Source organism: Sphingopyxis sp. (assembly GCF_034380315.1).
Taxonomy (GTDB): Bacteria; Pseudomonadota; Alphaproteobacteria; order Sphingomonadales; family Sphingomonadaceae; genus Sphingopyxis.
The window spans coordinates 1-19,071 of the sequence record NZ_JAXMPB010000005.1 but is presented as its reverse complement, the minus strand read 5'-3'; the positions used below and the strand labels follow the sequence as shown (position 1 = coordinate 19,071).

Below are 19,071 nucleotides of genomic sequence, written 5' to 3'. Positions count from 1 at the left end.
CTTCTTCCGGGCCGCGATTTCGCCAGCATGGGTTGCGGCGCCGGCGAAGCGGTGGGGACGGCGTGACGCCTCAGCCGGTATTGACCCACAGCACGACGGCATCCTCTTCGCTGGTCGAATAGCAGGCATGTTGCATGCCGCTGTCGATATAGATGCTGTCGCCGACCCCCAGGATCGCAGGTTCATAATGTTCGGTCTGGAAACAGATTTCGCCCGAAAGGACGTACAGAAACTCCTCGCCGCTGTGCAGCGACCAGGCCTTGAAATCGTCGAGGCTGCGGGCCTTGATCGTCGTGACGAAGGGCAGGATCTTCTTGTGCTTGAGCTCGGCGGCGATCAGCCGGTGATTATAGACCGGCGTTTCCATCGGCCGTCCGCCGCCAGCGGGCGTTACGCTGCGCCGTCCGGCGCTGTCCTGTCCGGAATTGCTGGCGAAAAGTTCGGTGATGTCGATGTCGAAGCCCGCCGCGAGCTTTTGCACGACGTCGAAGGTCGGCGACATCTGGTCATTTTCGATCTTCGACAAGGTGGAGGCGGCCAGCGAGGTCAGTCGCCCCGCGTCTTCGAGCGTCATGCCGCGTTCGCGCCGCAACTGGCGCAGTCTTTCGCCCAGATGGAAGGATTCGGAACGAGGCCGCTTTCTGTTGCGCACAGCACCCAGTACTTCCGGCTCGTCTCCTTTTCTGGGCGGCATAAATCTCCAATCTTCAACTTGCTCGAGATCGCTATGTGTCGGCGATTGAGCCGCTTGCGGATCAAGTCCGCTCAATCATCCGACACAATCTATAAAGCACAAATTTCCGATAGGCTATGGGATTGGCATATCCGCTACACCATCACCCCATGCCTATCGGAAATATTGGCTGATCCCGGGTCGTTCAGATCAGAATTTGAACTTGGCGTTCAAATAATAGAAGCCACCGGCGACGCCGAATACGCTGTGGTTGTCATAGATCAGACCGGCGCGGGCACGGGCGGCACCGCGATCGGGCGGAAAGATGTTGAACAGGTTGCGTGCCCCGATGCTGAGATCGACATTCTCGATCCCCGAATAGGTCACTTCGGCATCGAACAGCGTCACGGCCTTGCGCGGCAAGAAGCTTGCGCCGTTCAGGCGGCGCCAGGCGCCATAGTGAATCGCGCGGGCCATGAAACCGAAATCGCCAACCTTGGTGGTCGCGGAGAAATTTCCGCGCCAGCGCGGCGTGCCGCGTTCGAATTCGGTCACGATCGCCGGGCTGAAGCCCAGCGGCGGCGCGCCGCGAAGATGCTGTTCATTATAGTTGAGCGCCAGGCTGAAATCGGTCGATGCGTTGTCCGACCAGCTGTGGCGATAGGTGCTGACGAAGTCGAACCCGCGTACCCGCGTATCCATCTCGTTCTGGAAGTAGCGCACCTGTTCGATATCGGCCCCATTGGGGAAGCCGATGGCGGCAAGGGCGGCCCGTTCCGCAGCGGTCGTGTCCCGCGACGGGGTCAGCAGCAGGCGGTCGTCGACGTCGATCTGATAGAAATCGAGCGTGGCGAGGAAGCCGTCGAGGCCGGTGAAGACCACGCCCGCCGACATGTTGAACGAGGTTTCGGGCTTCAGCGACTGCGAACCGAACACCTGCGCCGCCGGCGATCCCGGAACGAGAACGGCGTCGAGGATGAAGCCGCCAAGGCCGTCGAGCTGTGACGTCAGGCTGGTTCCGAACACCTGTCCGGCCGCCGGGGCGCGGAAGCCGGTGCTGACCGAACCGCGCAGCGCAAAGGCATCGCTGAGCTCTACGCGGGTGGCGAACTTGTAGCTGAAGTTGTCGCCGAACTGGTCATAATCTTCGAACCGGCCCGCCGCCGACAGGTTCCACCAGGAGGTGATGTCGGCGTCGACTTCGGCGAAGACGGCAAAGCTGTTCGAGTCAAAGCTGCCCGCAAATTCGGGCGAGAAGCCCTGGAAGCCGTTCGATCCGGCCGGCAGATCTTGAAGCGGGCCGGTGGTATAGCTCGCGAGGTCGCCCTGGCCGATGACATAGGTTTCCTTGCGATAGCTGGCGCCGGCAAAGGCCAGAATGTCGTCGGTGAGCTGATAGGAGGTTTCCGCGTCGAACTGGATTTCGCGCTGGGTCAGCGAACCCGGCTTGAACGAGGTCGGCGAATTGACGCCCATCGAGGCATTGATCGTGCCGGTGATCGTATAATCGACCGTGTTGGTGCCATAGCGTGCCGACAGATCCCAGTTCCAGGGGCCGACATCGTCGCGCAGGCCGATGAGGGCGCTGAAATCTTCGAGATTGCCCGAAAATTCGGGGGTGAAGCCACCCGGATAAATGGCGGTCAGGTCAAAGGCCTGCGGATGCGCGGGGCTGAGATCGAATGCCGAGTTCGCATAGGTGCTGTGGCCGTTCAACCCGCCTGCGGCGAAAGGCTGGCGCAGGCCGAACGTGACCGAGCTTTTGCCGGTCATATAATTGCCGAACGTATAGGCTTCCAGCTCGTCGCCAAGCTCGATGCCCGCGTTCCAGACCGACTTGAACGCCATGTAGCGCGGGTCGAGATTGCCTTCGGGATGGTCCGGAACGCCCGGAACCCCGGCGGCGCGCAGCGCTTCGGCACCGGCGTGGCGCGCCTTGCGGGCGAATGCCTTGGCCTGATCGGTATACTGGGCGGCGAGGTTGAAATAGGCATTGTCGCCGACGGGCACCGCAATGTGGCCCTGGATGTCATAGGTGCGGCCGCCGGTTGCATAATATTCGCCGACCTGCCCGGTGATCGAGCCGCCGCTTTTCGCCTTTTTCAACTCCATGTTGATCACGCCCGCGATGGCGTCCGATCCATATTGGGCCGAGGCACCGTCGCGCAGCACTTCCACGCTCGACAGGGCGATGGGCGGAATAACGTTGAAATCCTGGCCCTGCGAGCCCGAGGTGGAGGCGTGACCGGTCCCGATCTGGACGATCGAGGCGCGATGGCGGCGCTTGCCGTTCATCAGCAGCAGGACATGGTCGGCCGGCGAACCGCGCAGCGTGATCGGGCGGACGAAGGACGACCCGTCATTGCCCTGAAGGCGCTGGGCGTTAAAGGCCGGCACCAGCGTGCGCAGCGCGTCGTTTACGTCCGAATAGCCCGTCGAATCGATCTGCTCGGGCGAAATGACGTCGATCGCCACCGCGCTGTCGGTGATCGAACGGTCTTTCCGGCGCGTGCCGACGACGACGATATCGCTGCCGCCTTCATCGGCGGTGGCGCCGTCGGCTTGCGGCGGCGCGGTCTGTGCCTGCGCGACGGGCGCGATCGCGAATGCGAGAGCGGACGACAGCAACAGGCGTGAAACGAACTTCGACATTTATCCCTCCTTGGTGACCCATTTCCCCACCCGGAATTCTTTGAATTTCCGGAGACCATCTCATCTTTCATAATTTTCCTATCATAAAAATTCTTGCTCAACCAGCAAAATATTCCTATGTAATGAAGGGCGGGGCGAAGGCGATCTTCGACGCCCGGTGACGACGGGAGTTTTGATACGTGATGGATATCGCCAAACCGTCGGCGCCCGGGTGGTCGCCCCGTCGCAAGGCGATGCTGTCGGTGGCGCTGGCAGGGGGCATGGCGGCGGCGATGCTGCCCGTCGCGACGGCCGCGGCAGATGCGCCATCGGCAAATCCGTCCGCTGCACCCTCTTACGGCGCGCTTGTCGTTCATGCCGGCGCGGTAATCGCGGTCCCCGGCGAACGCGCGCTTGGTCCGACCACCATCGTCATTCGCGACGGGCGGGTCGCCGAAATCCGGTCCGGGCATATTCGCTATGCCGACGCGCTGGTGATCGATCTTCGCGACAGGACGGTGTTGCCCGGGCTGATCGACATGCACGTCCACTTCAGCTTTTCGTCCGAAACGCAGCTTTGGTCGGCGGCGGTCGATACGCCCGAGGATGTGGCGCTCTTTTCCTTTTCCAATGCGAAAAAAACCCTGGAGGCCGGATTCACGACGGTCCGCGATGTCGGGTCCGACGGATATCCCATCCACGCGCTGCGCGACGCGATCGCAAAGGGGCGGGTTCACGGGCCGCGCATCTTCCTGTCCGGAACCTCGCTGTCGATCGTCGGCGGGCATGGCGACATGTCGGGTCTCAACCGCAAGGCGACCGAGGCGCTTTACCCCTATGACTATACGGGGGCCTGCACCGGCGCCGTCGAATGCGCGCTGCGCGTGCGCGAGGCGGCGAAATATGGCGCCGACCTGATCAAGATAACCTCGACCGGCGGCATCATGTCGCAACAGGCGCGCGGCCTGGGACAGCATCTGACCAACGCCGAACTCGAATCGATCGTGGCCACCGCGCATGATCTGGGGCTGAAGGTCGCGGCGCATGCGCATGGCGGGCAGGGCGTCACGGCATCGGTCCGCGCGGGCGTCGATTCGATCGAGCATGGCACTTATCTGGACGCCGACACCGCGAAGCTGATGGCGGCGCGGGGCACCTGGCTGGTGCCGACGCTGGGGCTGGTCGATGGCGCGGGCCATGCCGACGATGCGCGCCTGACCCCGGCCGTGCGGGCCAAGATGGCGGAGGCGCGCCGGGTGTCGGGTCAGAATATACGGCTGGCGGTGCAATATGGGGTCAAGGTCGCCTTCGGGACCGATGCGGGCGTGTCGCCGCATGGCCAGAATGCCCGCCAGTTCCGCCTGATGGTCGAGCAGGGGCCGATGACCCCGATGGCCGCGCTGCGCTCGGCGACGGTCGATGCCGCCGAACTGCTCGGGCAGTCGCAGCATGTCGGATCGATCGCGGTCGGAAAATTCGCCGATCTGATCGCGGTGTCGGGCGACCCTTATCGCGACATCACCGTGCTCGAACATGTTTCGGCCGTCATCAAGGACGGCCAGGTGATTCGGAACCAGCCGCCGGCGACGCGTTGAGCGCCCTTTCCCATTTCTTTCAGACGATATGGACAGCAGTTATATGAATGCACTCGACAAGATTTCCGTTTCGGCCGCGTCCCCTTCGCCGGACGTGCCGCTGAGCCGGACGGTATCGGATATTTTCGCTCGGCTCGGCCTCTCGCTGGGCGATCGCGAAGGCGGCGACCTTGCCGTCCACTCGCCCGTCGACGGCAGCGCGCTGGCGAAGCTGCGCACCGACAAGCCCGCCGACATGGATGCGGTCGTCGCGCGTGCGCGCGCGGCCTTCACGGCCTGGCGGACGGTTCCGGCACCGCATCGCGGCGAGCTGGTGCGGCGCTATGGGCTGGCGGTGCGCGAGCATAAGGAAGAATTGTCGCTGTTGCTGGCGATCGAGAATGGCAAGATCCTGACCGAGGCGCGCGGCGAGGTGCAGGAGGTCATCGACATCTGCGAATATGCCGTCGGACTGTCGCGCCAGCTGTTCGGCCTGACCATCGCCTCCGAACGCGCCGAGCACCGCCTGACCGAATATTGGCACCCGATGGGCGTTCTGGGCCTGATTTCGGCCTTCAACTTTCCGGCGGCCGTGTGGGCGTGGGGCACCACCGTCGCCCTGGTGTGCGGCGACAGCGCGATCTGGAAGCCGTCGGAAAAGACGCCGCTCACCGCGCTTGCCTTTGCAAATCTGCTGTCCAAGGTTGCCGCCGATTATGAACCGGCGCCCGCCGATCTGGTCCAGGTGGTGGTCGGCCGCGCCGAATGCGGAGGCTTCATCGCCGATCATCCGGAGATTGCGGTGGTCAGCGCGACCGGCAGCGTGCGCATGGGGCAGGATGTCGGGATGCGCATCGCGCGCCGTTTCGGACGGGCCATCCTGGAACTCGGCGGCAACAATGCCGCGATCGTGGCGCCCAGCGCGGACCTCGATCTTGCGCTGCGCGCGGCGGTCTTTGCCGCGGCGGGAACCTGCGGCCAGCGCTGCACCACCCTGCGCCGCCTGATCGTCCACGACAGCATTCGCGAAGATTTCGTCCAGCGCATGATTGCGGCGATGAAGGGGCTGCGGATCGGCAGTCCGCTGTCCGAAGACAGCCACGTCGGGCCGTTGATCGACAAGCAGGCCTATGACGCGATGCAGCGCGCGCTGGAACAGGCGAAGCGCGAAGGCGGCATCGTTCACGGCGGCGAGCGGATCGACGTCGCCGGGGCGCCCGACGCTTATTATGTGCGGCCTGCCATCGTCGAAATGCCGGCACAGACCGCCATCGTGCGCGAGGAAACCTTTGCGCCGATCCTTTATGTCCTGTCCTATCGCGATCTGGGCGGTGCGATCGCGTTGCAGAACGGCGTGCTCCAGGGCCTGTCGTCGAGCATCTTTACGCGCGACATGCGCGAGGCCGAATTGTTCCAGTCGGCGACGGGCAGCGACTGCGGCATCGTCAACGTCAACATCGGCACCAGCGGAGCGGAGATCGGCGGTGCCTTTGGCGGCGAAAAGGTCACGGGTGGCGGCCGCGTGTCCGGATCGGACAGCTGGAAAAACTATATGCGGCGCGCCACCGCGACGGTCAACTACTCGACCGAATTGCCGCTGGCGCAGGGCGTCAAATTCGATCTCGACATTGGCTGACGCCCCGCGTCAGTTTTGCATGACACCCAAAAAGGAGAGAGGCATGGTCCCCCGGAAACTGAAATTGCTGATGACCGCCGGCCTGTTGCTGGCCGCCGTACCGGCGTCGGCGCAGGAAAGCCTGCAGGGCACGTCGCTGCTCGGCAAGCCGATGATCACGACCGTCGATCGCAATGCGAATATCGCCGCGACGGAAACGCTGCAGCGCGCCGCCCGCGACGCCAAGGCCGCCTTCGATGCGAACATGACGGCCGATAACGCGACCTGGTATGGCCGCATCCTTTTCTATCAGGGCTATTCGAAGGAATCGGCGGCGGTTTACGACCAGGCGCTGAAACGCTTTCCCAATTCGGCCAAATTGCTGCGGCACCGGGCGCACCGCCATTTTTCGCTGCGCGAATTCGACAAGTCGATCGAACTGGGGCTGAAGGCGGCAAAACTCTACGAAGGCCAGCCGCTCGAACGCGAAAAACCAGGCCCCGACTATTTCCCCGGCGACCCCGACGTCGTTCAATATTATCTATATTATCACCTGGGCCAGGCCTATTTCGCCAAGCATGATTTCGACAATGCGGCGAAATGGTTCGGCAAGTCGGCCGATGCCGCCGCCTTTACGCATGACAAGGATTCGCGGACGGCCAACGGATATTGGGAATATCTGTCGCTGGCGCGCGGCGGCCGTCTTCGCGAGGCCCAGAAAATCCTCGACGATTATGATCTGACCCTTTTCGACCTTCACCCGGAAGGCGGATCGGACACCTATTTCGACGGGTTGCAGCTGTTCAAGGGCAACCGCGCCGCCGACAGCTTTTTCAGCGACAAGGACAGCGGCCGCGCCTTTGCCACCGCCGACGGGGTGGCGGCTTCGACGGCCTATAGCCTTGCCAACTATTATATTCTGCGCGGCGACGCCGAAAAGGCCCGCCCGTGGCTGAAGCGTTCGATCAGCGTCGATAGCTGGGGTTTCTTCGCCCGTATCCAGGCAGAAGCGGACTGGCTGCTCCTTTTCCCTGGTGAGCAGCCCTGACAACCGTTTCCGCTTTGGGGAGAGGGGGAGTGCGGCGCCGCGATTTGCGGCGCCGCACTTTTGTCATGCGGCCGGCGCGGCCGCTGCCGTCCTAGAAGGAGCGGGCGACGCGGACGATCGCGGCGCGGCCCGGATTGACGTTGAAGCCGAACGCAAAGCCGTTGTGCGACAGCGCGTGATAGCGCGTGTTGAACAGGTTGGTGACCGATACCGACATGTTCCAGTCGCCCGCGGCATAGAAGGCGCGCAGGTCGACTTCGGTATTGGCGGGCATGCGATAGGGCAGTGGGCGCCCGGCCGCGTCGGTTTCGGAAAAGAAGGTGCGATACGCACTTTTGTGCACGACCCCGGCCCCGAAGCCAAAACCCTTTAACGGTCCGTCGCGGAACTCGTAACTGGTAAAGGCCGACACGCCGAGTTTCGGAGCGCCTTCGGGGCGAAGGCCCTTGAAGGTGCCGTCGATGAATGCGGCGTCGAGCGCCGATACCGAAACATAGGCTTCCCAGCCGTCGATCACCGTGCCCTGGAGCGAGAATTCGACGCCCTGGCTGCGCTGGGTGCCGATGGGGTCGAAAAAGTCGGTGTCGAAGCGCGACTGCGCGATGTTCGAACGGGTCATGTAATAGAGCGCGATGGAATAGGACAGCTTGCGCGCCAGATTGCCCTTTAGCCCCAGTTCGTAAGCGCGGCCTTCCTCTGGATCGATATATTTGTCGATGCTCTGCCGTTCGGTCTTGGGTTCGTAGGTCTGACCATAGCTGGCGTAGAGGTTGGTGCCGGGTGTCAGCGCATAGGTCGCGCCGGCCTGGAAGGTCATCTTGCCCGTGGTGAGCGAGGATTTCCGGAAGGGCGCGGCGACATGATCGTCGATCAGGTCGATGGTATCGGTGCGCACCGAATCGCTGATCCGATCGCGCGAATAGCGCGCGCCAAGCGTCAGTGTCAGCCCCTTCAGCGGCCGCAGCATCGCCTGCGCGGTCAGGCCGAAATCTTCCTGAAAAAGCAGCCTTTGATAGAAGGTGTCGAAATCCTTCATGTCCGGTCGCCGGGGCACTCCGGTGACATAGTTGGGGTCGCGCATGCTGAGCCGCTCGATCTCGGCGTGGGCGGCAAGGATCGGAAAGCGGATCCGTGAATAGTCGGCGCCGAAGAAGAGCGTGTGCTTGCCGCCCAGAAAATGGACGTCGCCAAAAATATTGACCTCGCCGCCGTACAGCTTGTTGCTCGTGCGGTTCTTGGACTGGCGATTGTAGATGGGCACATAGTCGGCACCCGCGAAGCCGCTGAAAATGCTTTCCCACCGTGCGCTTCCCGCGACATATTGCGCATTGGCGCGCAATTGCCAGTCGTTGGCGAAACGATGTTCAAAGGTGGTCTGCCAGGTGAAATTCTTCATCAGCGACTTGTCGGCGTCGGTGCCGTTGAAGAAGTTTCGGGGCAGGTCGGGGCGTTTCAGCTTGTCGGGATCGAAGCCGTTGATCAGCCCGTCGAGCGCGTCGCCGTCATAGATCAGGCCGGGCCCGAAAAAGGGCACCGTGTCATAATGCTGGTAGTTGATCCGGGTCGTGACCGACGTGTCGGGCGTGAATTCGAAGCGCAGCATCGGTGCGATCACGCCGATCCGCTGATGAACGTAGCGCAGGTGAGAGCCTTCGTCGGTATAGGCCCCGACCAGGCGGAAGGTCAGCCGTCCGTCGCTGGTCAGCGGGCCATAAAGATCGACCTCGCCGCGATAGTGGCGGAAGGACCCGGCCTCGAACATCAACTCGCCGCCGAAATCGGCGCGCGGCGCCTTGGAGATGACGTTCATCGTCCCGGCGATCGAATTCTGGCCGTAGAGCGTCGATGTCGCGCCCTTTACCAGTTCGATGCGCTCGAAGGGGGCAAAGTCGAGCGGCGTGTCGATGTTCAGGCGGAACCCGTCGATCCGGACGCCGTTGCTGCTCTGTTGGCGAAAGCCGCGATAATAGTTGACGGTGGTATCGGCGGTGGCGTGGGTCGCGCTGGCCGATGCATCGAGCTTGTAAATGTCCTGCAGCGCGGAAACATTCGCAAATTCGAGCATGTCCTCGGTGATCGCGACGACCGTTTGCGGCGTGTCCTTGATCGACAGCGGAATTTTCAGCGCGGATCCGGCCTCTTCATAATAGAATCGCTGACCCTGCACGATGATGGCGCTGCCGGGCTGGTCGTTCGTTGCGTCCGCTTCGGCCGCAGCGGGTTCGGCCGCAGCGCGCTGTTCCTGCTCTGCGGCGAAGGCCGCGGTTCCCGGCAACAGGCTGGCTGTCGCCAGCAGGGCGGCGGCCGCTCGTCGGATAGGCTGGCCCGATTTCATCATGTCTCTCCCCATTTTGTCCATTTGTGCCCCGCGCCACCGGGAGCAGCGCGGGGCGCCCGGTCGTCGGTCCCGGGCTGGCGGCAGTTTTAGGGAAGGGGGACAGAGGAAATGGGCGTTTCGGGGGCGGGTCATGGAAAGACCGACTGAAATGACGCGGATTGCAGGAGGAATCCGGCGCGCATGTTGCGGCCTGTCCGGCGCGCGACAGAGAATCCCTCGGTGGCGGCGCCGAAATTCAGTCCTTTTGTCTGACCGAAATCCCCTAGGCGGCAAGGTTATGAAATTGTGGGAGAAGATCCAATGAAGCCGCTATTGCTCCTTGCCGCCGGTTGCAGCGCCCTTGCGGCCGCCAGCACCGTCGCCGCCCAGCCCGCTCCGGCGGTGCCCGCCGAAACCGCCGCGCGTTTCGACGCGATTTTCGCGGATATCGGTGCCGATGGTCCGGGATGTGCCGCGGGCGTCTTTCGCGACGGCAAGCTGCTTATCGCGCGCGGTTACGGGCTGGCGAATGTCGAACTGGGCGTGCCGATCAGCGAGGCGACGGTTTTCGACATCGGGTCGGTGTCCAAGCAGTTCACGGTGATGGCCGTGGTCCTGGCGGCCCAGGACGGCAAATTGTCGCTCGACGACGATATTCGCCGCTTCCTTCCCGAATTGCGCGACTATGGCAGCAAGATCACGGTCCGCCACCTGATCCATCACAGCAGCGGAATTCCTGATTTTCTGAACCTGATGTTCCTGCGCGGGCAGGATGAACGGGACGGCGTGACGATGCCGGAAATTCTGGACCTGATGGCGCGGCAGGATGCGCTGATGTTCGCGCCGGGCACCGCCTTTAGTTACAGCAACACCGGTTATGTCCTGCTCGCCGAAATTGTCGCGCGGGCGTCGGGGCAGAGCTTCTCCGCCTTTTCCGACGAACGGATCTTCAAGCCGCTCGGCATGGACAATACCCATGTGCATGACGATGCCGGACGGATCGTGCCCCGGCGCGCCTATGCCTATCATGCCGATGCCGAAAAGGGGTTGACGGTCGGCGGCAGCAACTTTGCCGTTCCCGGCGACGGTGCCGTCTATACGACCCTTGGCGACCTTCAGAAATGGGATGCCGATTTCGACCGCGGGCGGGTGTGGACCCCGGCGGTAAAGGCCGAAATGCTGCGCGTCGCGCATCTGCCCGACGGCCAGCCGGTCGCGACGGCGTCGGGGGCGGTCTATGCCGGTGGGCTTGGCCTTGCCCGTTACCGCGGGCTTGATGTCGTGCGCCATGGTGGGGCCTGGGCGGGCTATGTCGCCGACCTCGTGCATTTCCCCAAACAGCGTCTGGGCGTGGCGGTGCTGTGCAACGTCGATGCGGTCGATCCGGCGTCGCTTGCCAACAGCGTCGCCGACCTGTTCCTTGCCAAGGCGTTCACCGAAGCGCCGCGCGCGCCGGCCGACGAGGAAGAGATGCGCCTGCCCGACGGCGCATCGCCGCCGGCCGGCGCGCTGCTCGACGCCTTTGCCGGCCGTTATCGCAGCGAACAGATCGATGCGGATTATGTGATCCGCCGCAAGGGCGATTCGCTGGTTTTCGAGGCGGGACCGCGCCGAACGCCGTTCGATTTCGGGGCGATGGGATTGCCGTTGTTCCAGCTCGGCGAAGACCGGCTGGGTTCGCCGCTGTTCCAGCTGCGCTTCGACAAGCCGGGCCAGCGTGTCGACGCCTTTGTAATGGAAATGGACCGCGTTGGCCCCGTGCGTTTCGTGCGGGTCGCCGACTGATCGGGACGGGCAGGGCGGCGGCGGTGGCGCCGCCCGTGCTTGTTCAGATATCCATGGTCTCGATCAGTTCGATCACCGAACTGTCGCTGAAGCTTTTCACCGGCTTGGTGATGGGAAAGGTGCGAAAGTCGAAATCCATCCCTTCCTCGTCCAGCAGATTCTCCATGATCTCGCGATAGCTTTCGGTGCTGGTCGCCGCGATCTTGAGAACATAGTCGAGCCCGCCGAGCACCGCCTCGCATTCGATGACTTCGGGCATGGCCTTCACCGTCTTTTCAAAGCGGTTGGCGGCCGCCATCGAATAGCTGTTCAGCGTGATTTCCACGCGAAAATAGGATATGTTGACCAGCCGCGACAGGTCGATGTCGGCGTGATAGCCGCGGATAATGCCGCTCTTTTCCAGCTTCTTGATCCGCTCCCAGCAGGGGGTCGCCGACAGGCCGACCTGTTCGGACAACTGGACTTTGCTGATCCGGCCCTCGCGCAGCAGGGCCGTGATGATCTTGAGGTCGAGCCGGTCGAGCTGGGCCAGCTTCTGATGTTGTCTGCGCACCCTTTTATCCTTTCGTTCCAGGCATCTGAGGCCGGGCCGCGGACCTACACAGGCGGCGCCTATCCGGTCAACGCATCAACGATCGGGGCCACGCCGGTCCGCACCGGATCGCAGCAGGGCAGGCCGGTTTCCTGCGCCGCCCGGGCAAGCGCGGCGCGGGCGGCATCCTCGTCCGCGATCGACGATGTGTTGAAACAGGCCCCGACGAAGCGCGCGCCGCCGTTGGTAAGGCGTGCCGCGGCAAGATAGGTTTCGATGGCGTCGGTCAGCGGCCGGATCGGATAATCGGGATAGCCGTCGATCGTCGTGCGCCCCAGATCGTGGCAAAGCACCATCGCGTCGGGCTGGCTGCCGTGGACGAGGCCCAGCGTGACCCCGGCATAGGCGGGGTGGAACAGCGACCCCTGGCCCTCGACAATGTCCCAATGGTCGGGCGCGGCGTCGGGCGACAATTGTTCGGTGGCGCCCGATATGAAATCGGATACGACGGCATCGACGCAGATACCCGACCCCGCGATGAAAATGCCGGTCTGGCCGGTGGCGCGGAAATCGGCATCGATGCCGCGCGCCTGCATCTCGCGCGTGATGGCGAGCGAGGCGTACATTTTTCCGACCGCGCAATCGGTGCCCACGGTCAGCAACCGCCGGCCGCTGCGTTTGCGGCCCGACCCGACCGGAAAAGGCGTGGTGGGCTGGCGGATATCGTGAAGGGTCCGCCCGTGGGCCCTGGCGGCGCGCGACAGGCGATCATTGTCGTTCAGCCTGACATGAAGGCCCGCGGCAATATCGAGCCCGGCGACAAGGGCGCGCTCCAGCGGCTCTTCCCACCGGGGGTCGATCACACCCCCGAAATTGACGACGCCGATCACCAGCGTACGCACGCCCTGCCGCACCGCCTCTTCGGGCGTCAGGTCGGGCAGGCCAAGGTCGAGCGTGCATCCGTCCATCCGCAATTGCCCGACGCAATCCTGCGGGCGCCAGCGGGCGACACCCGATGCCGTCTTGATATTGTGGCGGTCATCCTCGGCGCCGAGGAAGAGGAGATAGGGGGCTGCGATCATCGATATTGTCCTGCTCTGCGTCGGAAAAAGGGAGGGGGGAGGTGAATCAACCCCACAAGGCGGGGGTGGGGGCCGAAACCAGGCTGGTTTCGTCATCATAGGCCAGCGCCGTCGGGCGATCGTGGCCGAGCATCAGCGGACCGTCGAGATCGGCATAGCGCGCCAGTCCGGCGACCAGCGTGGCGGGGGCCATGGCAAGCGAGGTGCCGACCATGCATCCGACCATGATATCCAGCCCCAGTTCGCGGGCTTCACGGGCGAGAGCGAGCGATTCGGTCAGGCCGCCGGCCTTGTCGAGCTTGATATTGATGAAGCGATAGCGTCCCGCGATCCGGGGCAGGTCGCGCCGGTCGTGACAGCTTTCGTCGGCGCACAGCGGCACCGGCGAGCGAAAATCCGCGAGCACGGCATCGCGGCCTGCGGGCAGCGGCTGTTCGATGAGCTGGACGCCCAGTTCCGCAAGCGGCATCGCATAGGCGGCGAGCTGGTCGAAGGACCAGCCCTCGTTGGCGTCGACAATCAGCGTCGCATCGGGGGCGGCGGCGCGCACGGCGCGCATCCGTTCGACGTCGCCATCGGGACTGCCGAGCTTGATCTTCAGCAATTTGCGATGACGGACCTGCCGCGCGTGGTCGGCCATCGCGTCGATGTCGTCGAGGCAGATCGTATAGGCGGTGACGACAGGCGTGGGCGGCGCGAGGCCCGCCGCTCTCCACGCCGGAATGCCGCTGCGCTTGGCATTGAGATCCCACCAGGCACAGTCGAGCGCATTGCGCGCGCGCGGATGGCTGACCGACGCCAGCGCGGTCGCCCAGTCCGCGCCCGCCGCGATCGCATCGCGGTGCCCCTCGATCGCGGCGACCACGGATTCGAGTTCGGCAAGATCGCTTTCGTGCGCCTCGGCCTCGCCCTGGCCCTCGACCCCTCCATCGCGCAGCGTCACGCGAACGATATAGCTTTCGGTGATTACGCAGCGCGCGATGCGAAAGGGTTTGTGAAGCCGCCACGTTTCGCGGGCGATGTCGATCTGCATGTCCAAAATGTCCTGCTTTTTCGGGTGCGGGAAAACTGATGCCAATCGGCTGGATTGTATCTCGCATTTTTCGGCACGCGGCAGTCATTTCGTCCAATCGAAACGGCTGCGACGGCATTTTCCTCGGCATCGAAGGGAAAAAGGCACGGCTCCGCTCTGGCGGGGCAGAGGCTTCGCCGGAAAGTGGCGCGTAATTTGGAGAAATGTTCTGCGGCGCCCGCCTATTTTGAATCGCGTGGGGGGCGGCCGCTCGCCGCGTCCGGATGAGCGGCGAGCGGCCGCCCCGGAGGGGAGAGGAAAGATGCTGTTCTTCACGCTGGCACTGTCGTTGGGCGGCGTCGCCATTTTCTGGGTCCGCAGTCGGCGGGTGCGCTTCTGGTTCGCGGTGGCCCTGTTGCTTCTGCTGTTGACCGCGGTCCTGTCGCAGGGGCTGCGCGGCGCGTTGTGGCCGGTGGGTCTGTGGGCGCTGCTTGCCGTCGCCGCGGGATATCTTGCCCCGGTGCCGCAGCGACGGAGCGTGCGGCTGGCACTGGCCGCCGCCGCGCTGGGCGTCGGCGGACTGGCCGGGGCGGCCAGCGCGCTGATGAGCTTTGCGCCGCCGCCACCGACCACCGGACCCTATGCGGTCGGGTCGTTCATATGGCCGATGCGCGATACCGCGCGCGCCGAATATCAGACGCAGGATCCCGACGACCGCCGCGAGTTGATGGTCGAAGTCTGGTATCCGGCAGAGGCACCGCCGCGCGCGCCCGGCGAGCGCGCCGAATGGCAGACAGGACTGGCTGCGAACAAGGCGCCTTATAGTCATCCGGAGGTCGCAGGGGCGATCGCTGGCGCCTATTGGTTCCCGCCGCTCGCCCCCTTGTTCGTCGACGAGATCGGGCGGATCGAAAAGCCCGGCGCGCGGGGCGTCCCGATGGCGCCAGGCGGCAAAGCCTTTCCCTTGCTGCTCTTCACGCCGGGCTATGGCGTCAATATCGACTATTTCTCCGGACTCCTCGCGGATATCGCCAGCCATGGCTATGTCGTGGTCGCGGTGAATCCCAGCCATGAAGTCGACCTGACCCTGCTGCCCGACGGGCGGCGGCTCGCGTCGAACGACCAGACGCGCCAGAATGAGGCGGGAACGACAAGGGCAGAGGCCCGCCGGATCGAAACCGCGACGATCGAAGGCCATGGGGCGATGGCCGGGCTGGCGGAGATGAAGGAACCCGCGCGGCGGCAGCGCTATTTCGACCTGCGCCGCCAGCGTGCCGCCGGCGAAGCCTTTCTCGAGCGTTCGATCGACGACCGGGTCGCCGATATCGGCTTCGTGCTCGACACGCTGGAACGCCATCAGGCGGAAGGACCGTCCAACCTGCTGTCCGGTCGCATCGACTTGTCGCGGGTCGGCGTGTTCGGCATGTCGCTTGGCGGCCCGACCGCCGGGCAGTTCTGCCTTGTCGATGCGCGCTGCAAGGCGGGGCTGAACTTCGACGGCGAAATCTGGGGCGGTCAGTTGGCCGCGATGGATACGCGCATTCCCTTCATGTGGGTCGCGGGGTGGCGCGAAGGCGATGACCGAAGCAGCTTGCTGGGCGCCGAATATGTGTTCGGGGCGGCGACGCAGCCGGTCCATTTCGTCGAGATCGACCATATGGGGCACATGGATTTCAGCGACATGTCGTTCATGGCGCCGATGCTTGGCTATGCCGCGCAGCCGTTGGCGCTGACGCTGCGCGGCCGGTCGGCCACCCTGGAAGGGCGCCGCGTCTCGATCGATTATGCCGTGGCCTTTTTCGACCGCTGGCTGAAGGGGCGCACGGCGCCGTTGCTCGATGCGCCGGCGCGCGAGGGTGTCCGCCATCGCCGCCGCAACCCCGTAACCATTCCCGCCGCCAATCCGGGGGATGCCCCCGCGCGGGCGGCAGCAACACAAAAGGAGAAATGATGCAGATCCTGCGAAAATGGGCGCTCGCGGCGGGAAGCGCGGCCACGGCCATGCTGTTCGCCGCGCCGTCTCATGCCGAAAGCTGGCTGATCCGCGATGCGCTGATCATCGATGGGACGGGCGCGGCGGGTCAAACCGGATCGGTGCGGGTCGAGGACGACCGGATCGTCGCCGTCGGCGCGCTTCAGGCGCGGCCGGGAGAAAAGGTGATCGAGGCCGCAGGGCTGGTCCTTGCCCCCGGCTTCATCGACACCCATGCCCATTACGACTTTGATTTCGACAATCATCCCCATGTGCTGGGCGCCACAAGCCAGGGGATCACGACGATCATCGTCGGGCAGGACGGCTTTTCCAACTATCCGCTCGCAACCTTTCATGCCGGGCTTCGTGCGCGCCCCGTCGCGGTGAACATCGCATCCTATGCCGGGCACAACAGCATCCGTGCCGCCGTGATGGGGGAGGATTATCGCCGTACGGCGAATGCGGACGAAAAGGCGAAGATGGAGCGCGCGCTGCGCGACGAGATGGCAAATGGCGCCCTCGGCCTTTCGACCGGGCTGGAATATGATCCCGGCATCCATTCCGACTATGCCGAGGTTCGCGACCTTGCCGCCACGGCGGCTTCGCTCGGTGGCCGCTATATCAGTCATATCCGCAGCGAGGACCGGCACCTTGAACCGGCGATCGACGAGATTATTCGTATCGGACGCGATACCGGGATGCCGGTTCAGATTTCGCATTTCAAGATCGCGATGAAGAGCAAGTGGGGCAGTGCCCCCGCCCTGCTGGCAAAACTCGATCGGGCGCGGGCGGAAGGGGTGCGGATCACGGCCGACGTCTATCCGTATCAATATTGGGCCTCGGTCATGGAGGTATTGCTTCCCGACCGGAATTTCGAAGACGTGAAGGCGGTCGAATTTCTTTTGGCCGAACTGGCACCCGCCGACGGGCTGACGCTCGCGCTGTTTCCCGCCGACCGCACGGTCGAGGGCAAGACCATCGCCGAAATCGCGGAGGCGCGCGGGCAGTCCCCCGCCGCCACCTATCTCGCGCTGCTCAAACAATCCAAGGACTGGCAGGTGCAGCATCCCGGCGATCTGGAACTGATCATCGGCCGGTCGATGGACGAAAACGACCTGCGCACGCTGATGCAATGGCCGCACAGCAATTTCAGCACCGACGGCGCGCCGGAAGGCCATCCCCGCGGTTATGGCAGCTACCCCCGCATCCTGGGGCATTATGTCCGCGACCAGAAGCTGATGTCGCTGGAGCAGGCGGTCCAGAAAATGACCTCGCTCGCCGCCGATCATATGGGATTGGCGGGCCGCGGGCGTATCGCGGCGGGGCTGGCCGCCGACCTGGTGCTGTTCGACCGCCAGGCGATCATCGACCGGGCCACGGTTCGCGACCGTTCGCGCCTGTCCGAAGGCGTGCGCAAGGTGTGGGTCAATGGCGTGCTTGTCTTTGACGATGGCCGACCGACCGAAGCGCGTCCCGGTGCGATCCTGCGGCGCGCCGAGGGTGTGAAATAGCGCCGGGCAGGATTGTCAGGAGAATTCCCGGTCGCATTCGCGGTCGGGATGTTCCTGCGGGCCGGACCGGACCGCCGGGCGGCGGCAGTCGCCCAGGGGGGTGAATTGTTCAAGGGAGCCCGGCGCGGAGGGTTCCAGCACGAAGGGCTGATATCGAGCGGTACGGCGGGTGCGACGGATACGGGCGATGATGACCAGCAGGATCGTCGTCGCCATCGCGGCGGCGGAGGGCAGCGTCCATGCCGGGGCGCTGTCGTCGATCCAGCGCAGAACACGGATTGCGGCCAGCAGCAACAGGGTAAGGATCAGCAGGAAGGCGGCGATCAGCGTCAAGGCGGCGAGGGTGATGCAACAGAGATAATGGTTGGCCATCAGGGCTTGAATGCGGGCGATCATCGGTTTCTCTGTGCTGTGGACGCACGGGATCGTGCACGTGACCACGCGATGCCCACCTTGCGTGGAGAAGCTGTGCAGCCTGTCGGCGAATTGGGTGGACGAAAAAAGGAAAATGCAATCGGAACAGTGGGTTCCGGTTATCGCTCTCGCTCGACCCAGTGTCGGCAATCCATCCACCAAAGCTCCACGCTTCGCCGCCAGATGGCCTCTTGTCGATCCGATCTGGGTCGAAAGTCCTGTGGAGTTATACCATGAAAACCAGAATCCTGCTTTGCGGGCTCGCGCTCTTCGCCGCTCAGGCCGCGCACGCCCAATCCAATGACGAAAAGGCCTTCGACGGCTTCAAGATCGGCGCTTCGCTCGGTCGCACGAGCAACGACATCGATCGCCCGGTCGCTGGCGAAACCGCCAAGCTCGACCTCGCCAAGAAGTCCTTCGACTGGCGCGGCTACGTCGGTTACGACGTCCAGACCGACAGCAACATCGTGATCGGTGCCGAACTCGGCCTCGGCGGCGGCGGCAAGACCTTCACGCAGAAGGTCGGCGCCACCAACGTCAAGGTGAATCCGGGCCGTACCATCGACGCCACCGGTCGCCTCGGCTACGCCGTCGGCAACTCGGTGCTGATCTTCGGCAAGGCCGGTTGGGCCTGGCAGCGTTTCGACCTGACCGCCACGCCGACCGCGGCCGGCGCGAAGGCCGTCGACACGAAGATCAAGGAAAGCGGTTTCCTTTACGGTGCAGGCGTCGAATTCGCGCTCAGCCCGTCGATCTCGATCCGTGGCGAATATGAATCGTGACCGGCCCCCACCGAGTGGTCCGCTGGGATTGTTAGTGCATTGACGCGTCCATCGCCAGTGTTGGCCGCAGGTGGAGCGAAGCGGAACCGGCGGGCGACACTGGCGATGGAACGGCCTCCGGCG

14 protein-coding genes and 1 pseudogene are annotated in these 19,071 nt (G+C 64.1%); 7 read left to right on the top strand and 8 right to left on the bottom strand.

The genetic code is table 11. The features are described 5' to 3' along the window. Positions 1-70: 70 nt before the first annotated feature. Together U0S50_RS10500 and U0S50_RS10495 are read right to left on the bottom strand one after the other, a co-directional pair. Entirely contained in the window at positions 71-694 is a 624-nt protein-coding gene (locus tag U0S50_RS10500) for an XRE family transcriptional regulator (protein ID WP_322308738.1), read from the bottom strand. Between the two features lie 189 nt (positions 695-883). Continuing rightward, positions 884-3,325 carry a TonB-dependent receptor gene (locus tag U0S50_RS10495; protein ID WP_322308737.1) on the bottom strand — a complete coding sequence of 814 codons (2,442 nt, stop codon included), beginning with the start codon at positions 3,323-3,325 and terminating at the stop codon, positions 884-886. 182 nt (positions 3,326-3,507) lie between these two features. Here U0S50_RS10495 and U0S50_RS10490 point away from each other — a divergent pair, with 182 nt between their 5' ends. Genes U0S50_RS10490 through U0S50_RS10480 form a run of 3 tightly spaced genes read left to right on the top strand, consistent with a single transcriptional unit; the run spans position 3,508 to position 7,541 of the window. Then, a complete protein-coding gene (locus U0S50_RS10490; RefSeq protein ID WP_322308736.1) occupies positions 3,508-4,899 on the top strand; it encodes a metal-dependent hydrolase family protein in 1,392 nt (463 codons plus the stop codon). 43 nt (positions 4,900-4,942) lie between these two features. After that, the gene (locus U0S50_RS10485) at positions 4,943-6,514 is read left to right on the top strand and encodes an aldehyde dehydrogenase family protein (protein ID WP_322308735.1); all 1,572 of its coding nucleotides are present in this window, start codon (positions 4,943-4,945) and stop codon (positions 6,512-6,514) included. A gap of 43 nt (positions 6,515-6,557) precedes the next feature. Then, positions 6,558-7,541: a hypothetical protein gene (locus U0S50_RS10480; protein WP_322308734.1), complete on the top strand. Its 984-nt coding sequence runs from the start codon at positions 6,558-6,560 to the stop codon at positions 7,539-7,541. Positions 7,542-7,632: 91 nt separating this feature from the next. On the opposite strand, the gene U0S50_RS10475 is transcribed toward U0S50_RS10480, so the two are convergent. After that, positions 7,633-9,879: a TonB-dependent siderophore receptor gene (locus U0S50_RS10475; RefSeq protein ID WP_322308733.1), complete on the bottom strand. Its 2,247-nt coding sequence runs from the start codon at positions 9,877-9,879 to the stop codon at positions 7,633-7,635. A gap of 300 nt (positions 9,880-10,179) precedes the next feature. On the opposite strand from U0S50_RS10475, the gene U0S50_RS10470 reads away from it, so the two are divergent. Beyond that, positions 10,180-11,643 carry a serine hydrolase domain-containing protein gene (locus tag U0S50_RS10470; RefSeq protein ID WP_322308732.1) on the top strand — a complete coding sequence of 488 codons (1,464 nt, stop codon included), beginning with the start codon at positions 10,180-10,182 and terminating at the stop codon, positions 11,641-11,643. Between the two features lie 43 nt (positions 11,644-11,686). Here U0S50_RS10470 and U0S50_RS10465 read toward each other — a convergent pair whose 3' ends face one another. Genes U0S50_RS10465 through dgcA form a run of 3 tightly spaced genes read right to left on the bottom strand, consistent with a single transcriptional unit; the run spans position 11,687 to position 14,290 of the window. Further along, the gene (locus U0S50_RS10465) at positions 11,687-12,196 is read right to left on the bottom strand and encodes an Lrp/AsnC family transcriptional regulator (RefSeq protein WP_322308731.1); all 510 of its coding nucleotides are present in this window, start codon (positions 12,194-12,196) and stop codon (positions 11,687-11,689) included. Positions 12,197-12,255: 59 nt separating this feature from the next. Beyond that, complete coding sequence (gene dgcN / locus U0S50_RS10460) at positions 12,256-13,257, bottom strand: N-acetyltransferase DgcN (RefSeq protein ID WP_322308730.1); 1,002 nt, start codon at positions 13,255-13,257, stop codon at positions 12,256-12,258. Between the two features lie 46 nt (positions 13,258-13,303). Continuing rightward, a complete protein-coding gene (gene dgcA, locus U0S50_RS10455; RefSeq protein ID WP_322308729.1) occupies positions 13,304-14,290 on the bottom strand; it encodes an N-acetyl-D-Glu racemase DgcA in 987 nt (328 codons plus the stop codon). A 301-nt stretch (positions 14,291-14,591) separates the two neighbouring features. Here dgcA and U0S50_RS10450 point away from each other — a divergent pair, with 301 nt between their 5' ends. Both U0S50_RS10450 and U0S50_RS10445 read left to right on the top strand, forming a co-directional pair. Then, positions 14,592-16,220, top strand: a complete 1,629-nt coding sequence (locus tag U0S50_RS10450) for a hypothetical protein (protein WP_322308728.1) — start codon at positions 14,592-14,594, stop codon at positions 16,218-16,220. Then, a complete protein-coding gene (locus U0S50_RS10445; protein WP_322308727.1) occupies positions 16,217-17,752 on the top strand; it encodes a D-aminoacylase in 1,536 nt (511 codons plus the stop codon). The genes U0S50_RS10450 and U0S50_RS10445 overlap by 4 nt, the downstream gene beginning before the upstream one ends. 15 nt (positions 17,753-17,767) lie before the next feature. On the opposite strand, the gene U0S50_RS10440 is transcribed toward U0S50_RS10445, so the two are convergent. Further along, positions 17,768-18,148, bottom strand: coding sequence for a hypothetical protein (locus tag U0S50_RS10440; RefSeq protein ID WP_322308726.1), 381 nt, complete (start codon positions 18,146-18,148; stop codon positions 17,768-17,770). 251 nt (positions 18,149-18,399) lie between these two features. On the opposite strand from U0S50_RS10440, the gene U0S50_RS10435 reads away from it, so the two are divergent. Continuing rightward, positions 18,400-18,948 carry an outer membrane protein gene (locus tag U0S50_RS10435; protein WP_322308725.1) on the top strand — a complete coding sequence of 183 codons (549 nt, stop codon included), beginning with the start codon at positions 18,400-18,402 and terminating at the stop codon, positions 18,946-18,948. A 31-nt stretch (positions 18,949-18,979) separates the two neighbouring features. On the opposite strand, the pseudogene U0S50_RS10430 reads toward U0S50_RS10435, so the two are convergent. Continuing rightward, positions 18,980-19,071: pseudogene (locus U0S50_RS10430) on the bottom strand (integrase catalytic subunit); the annotation flags it as partial.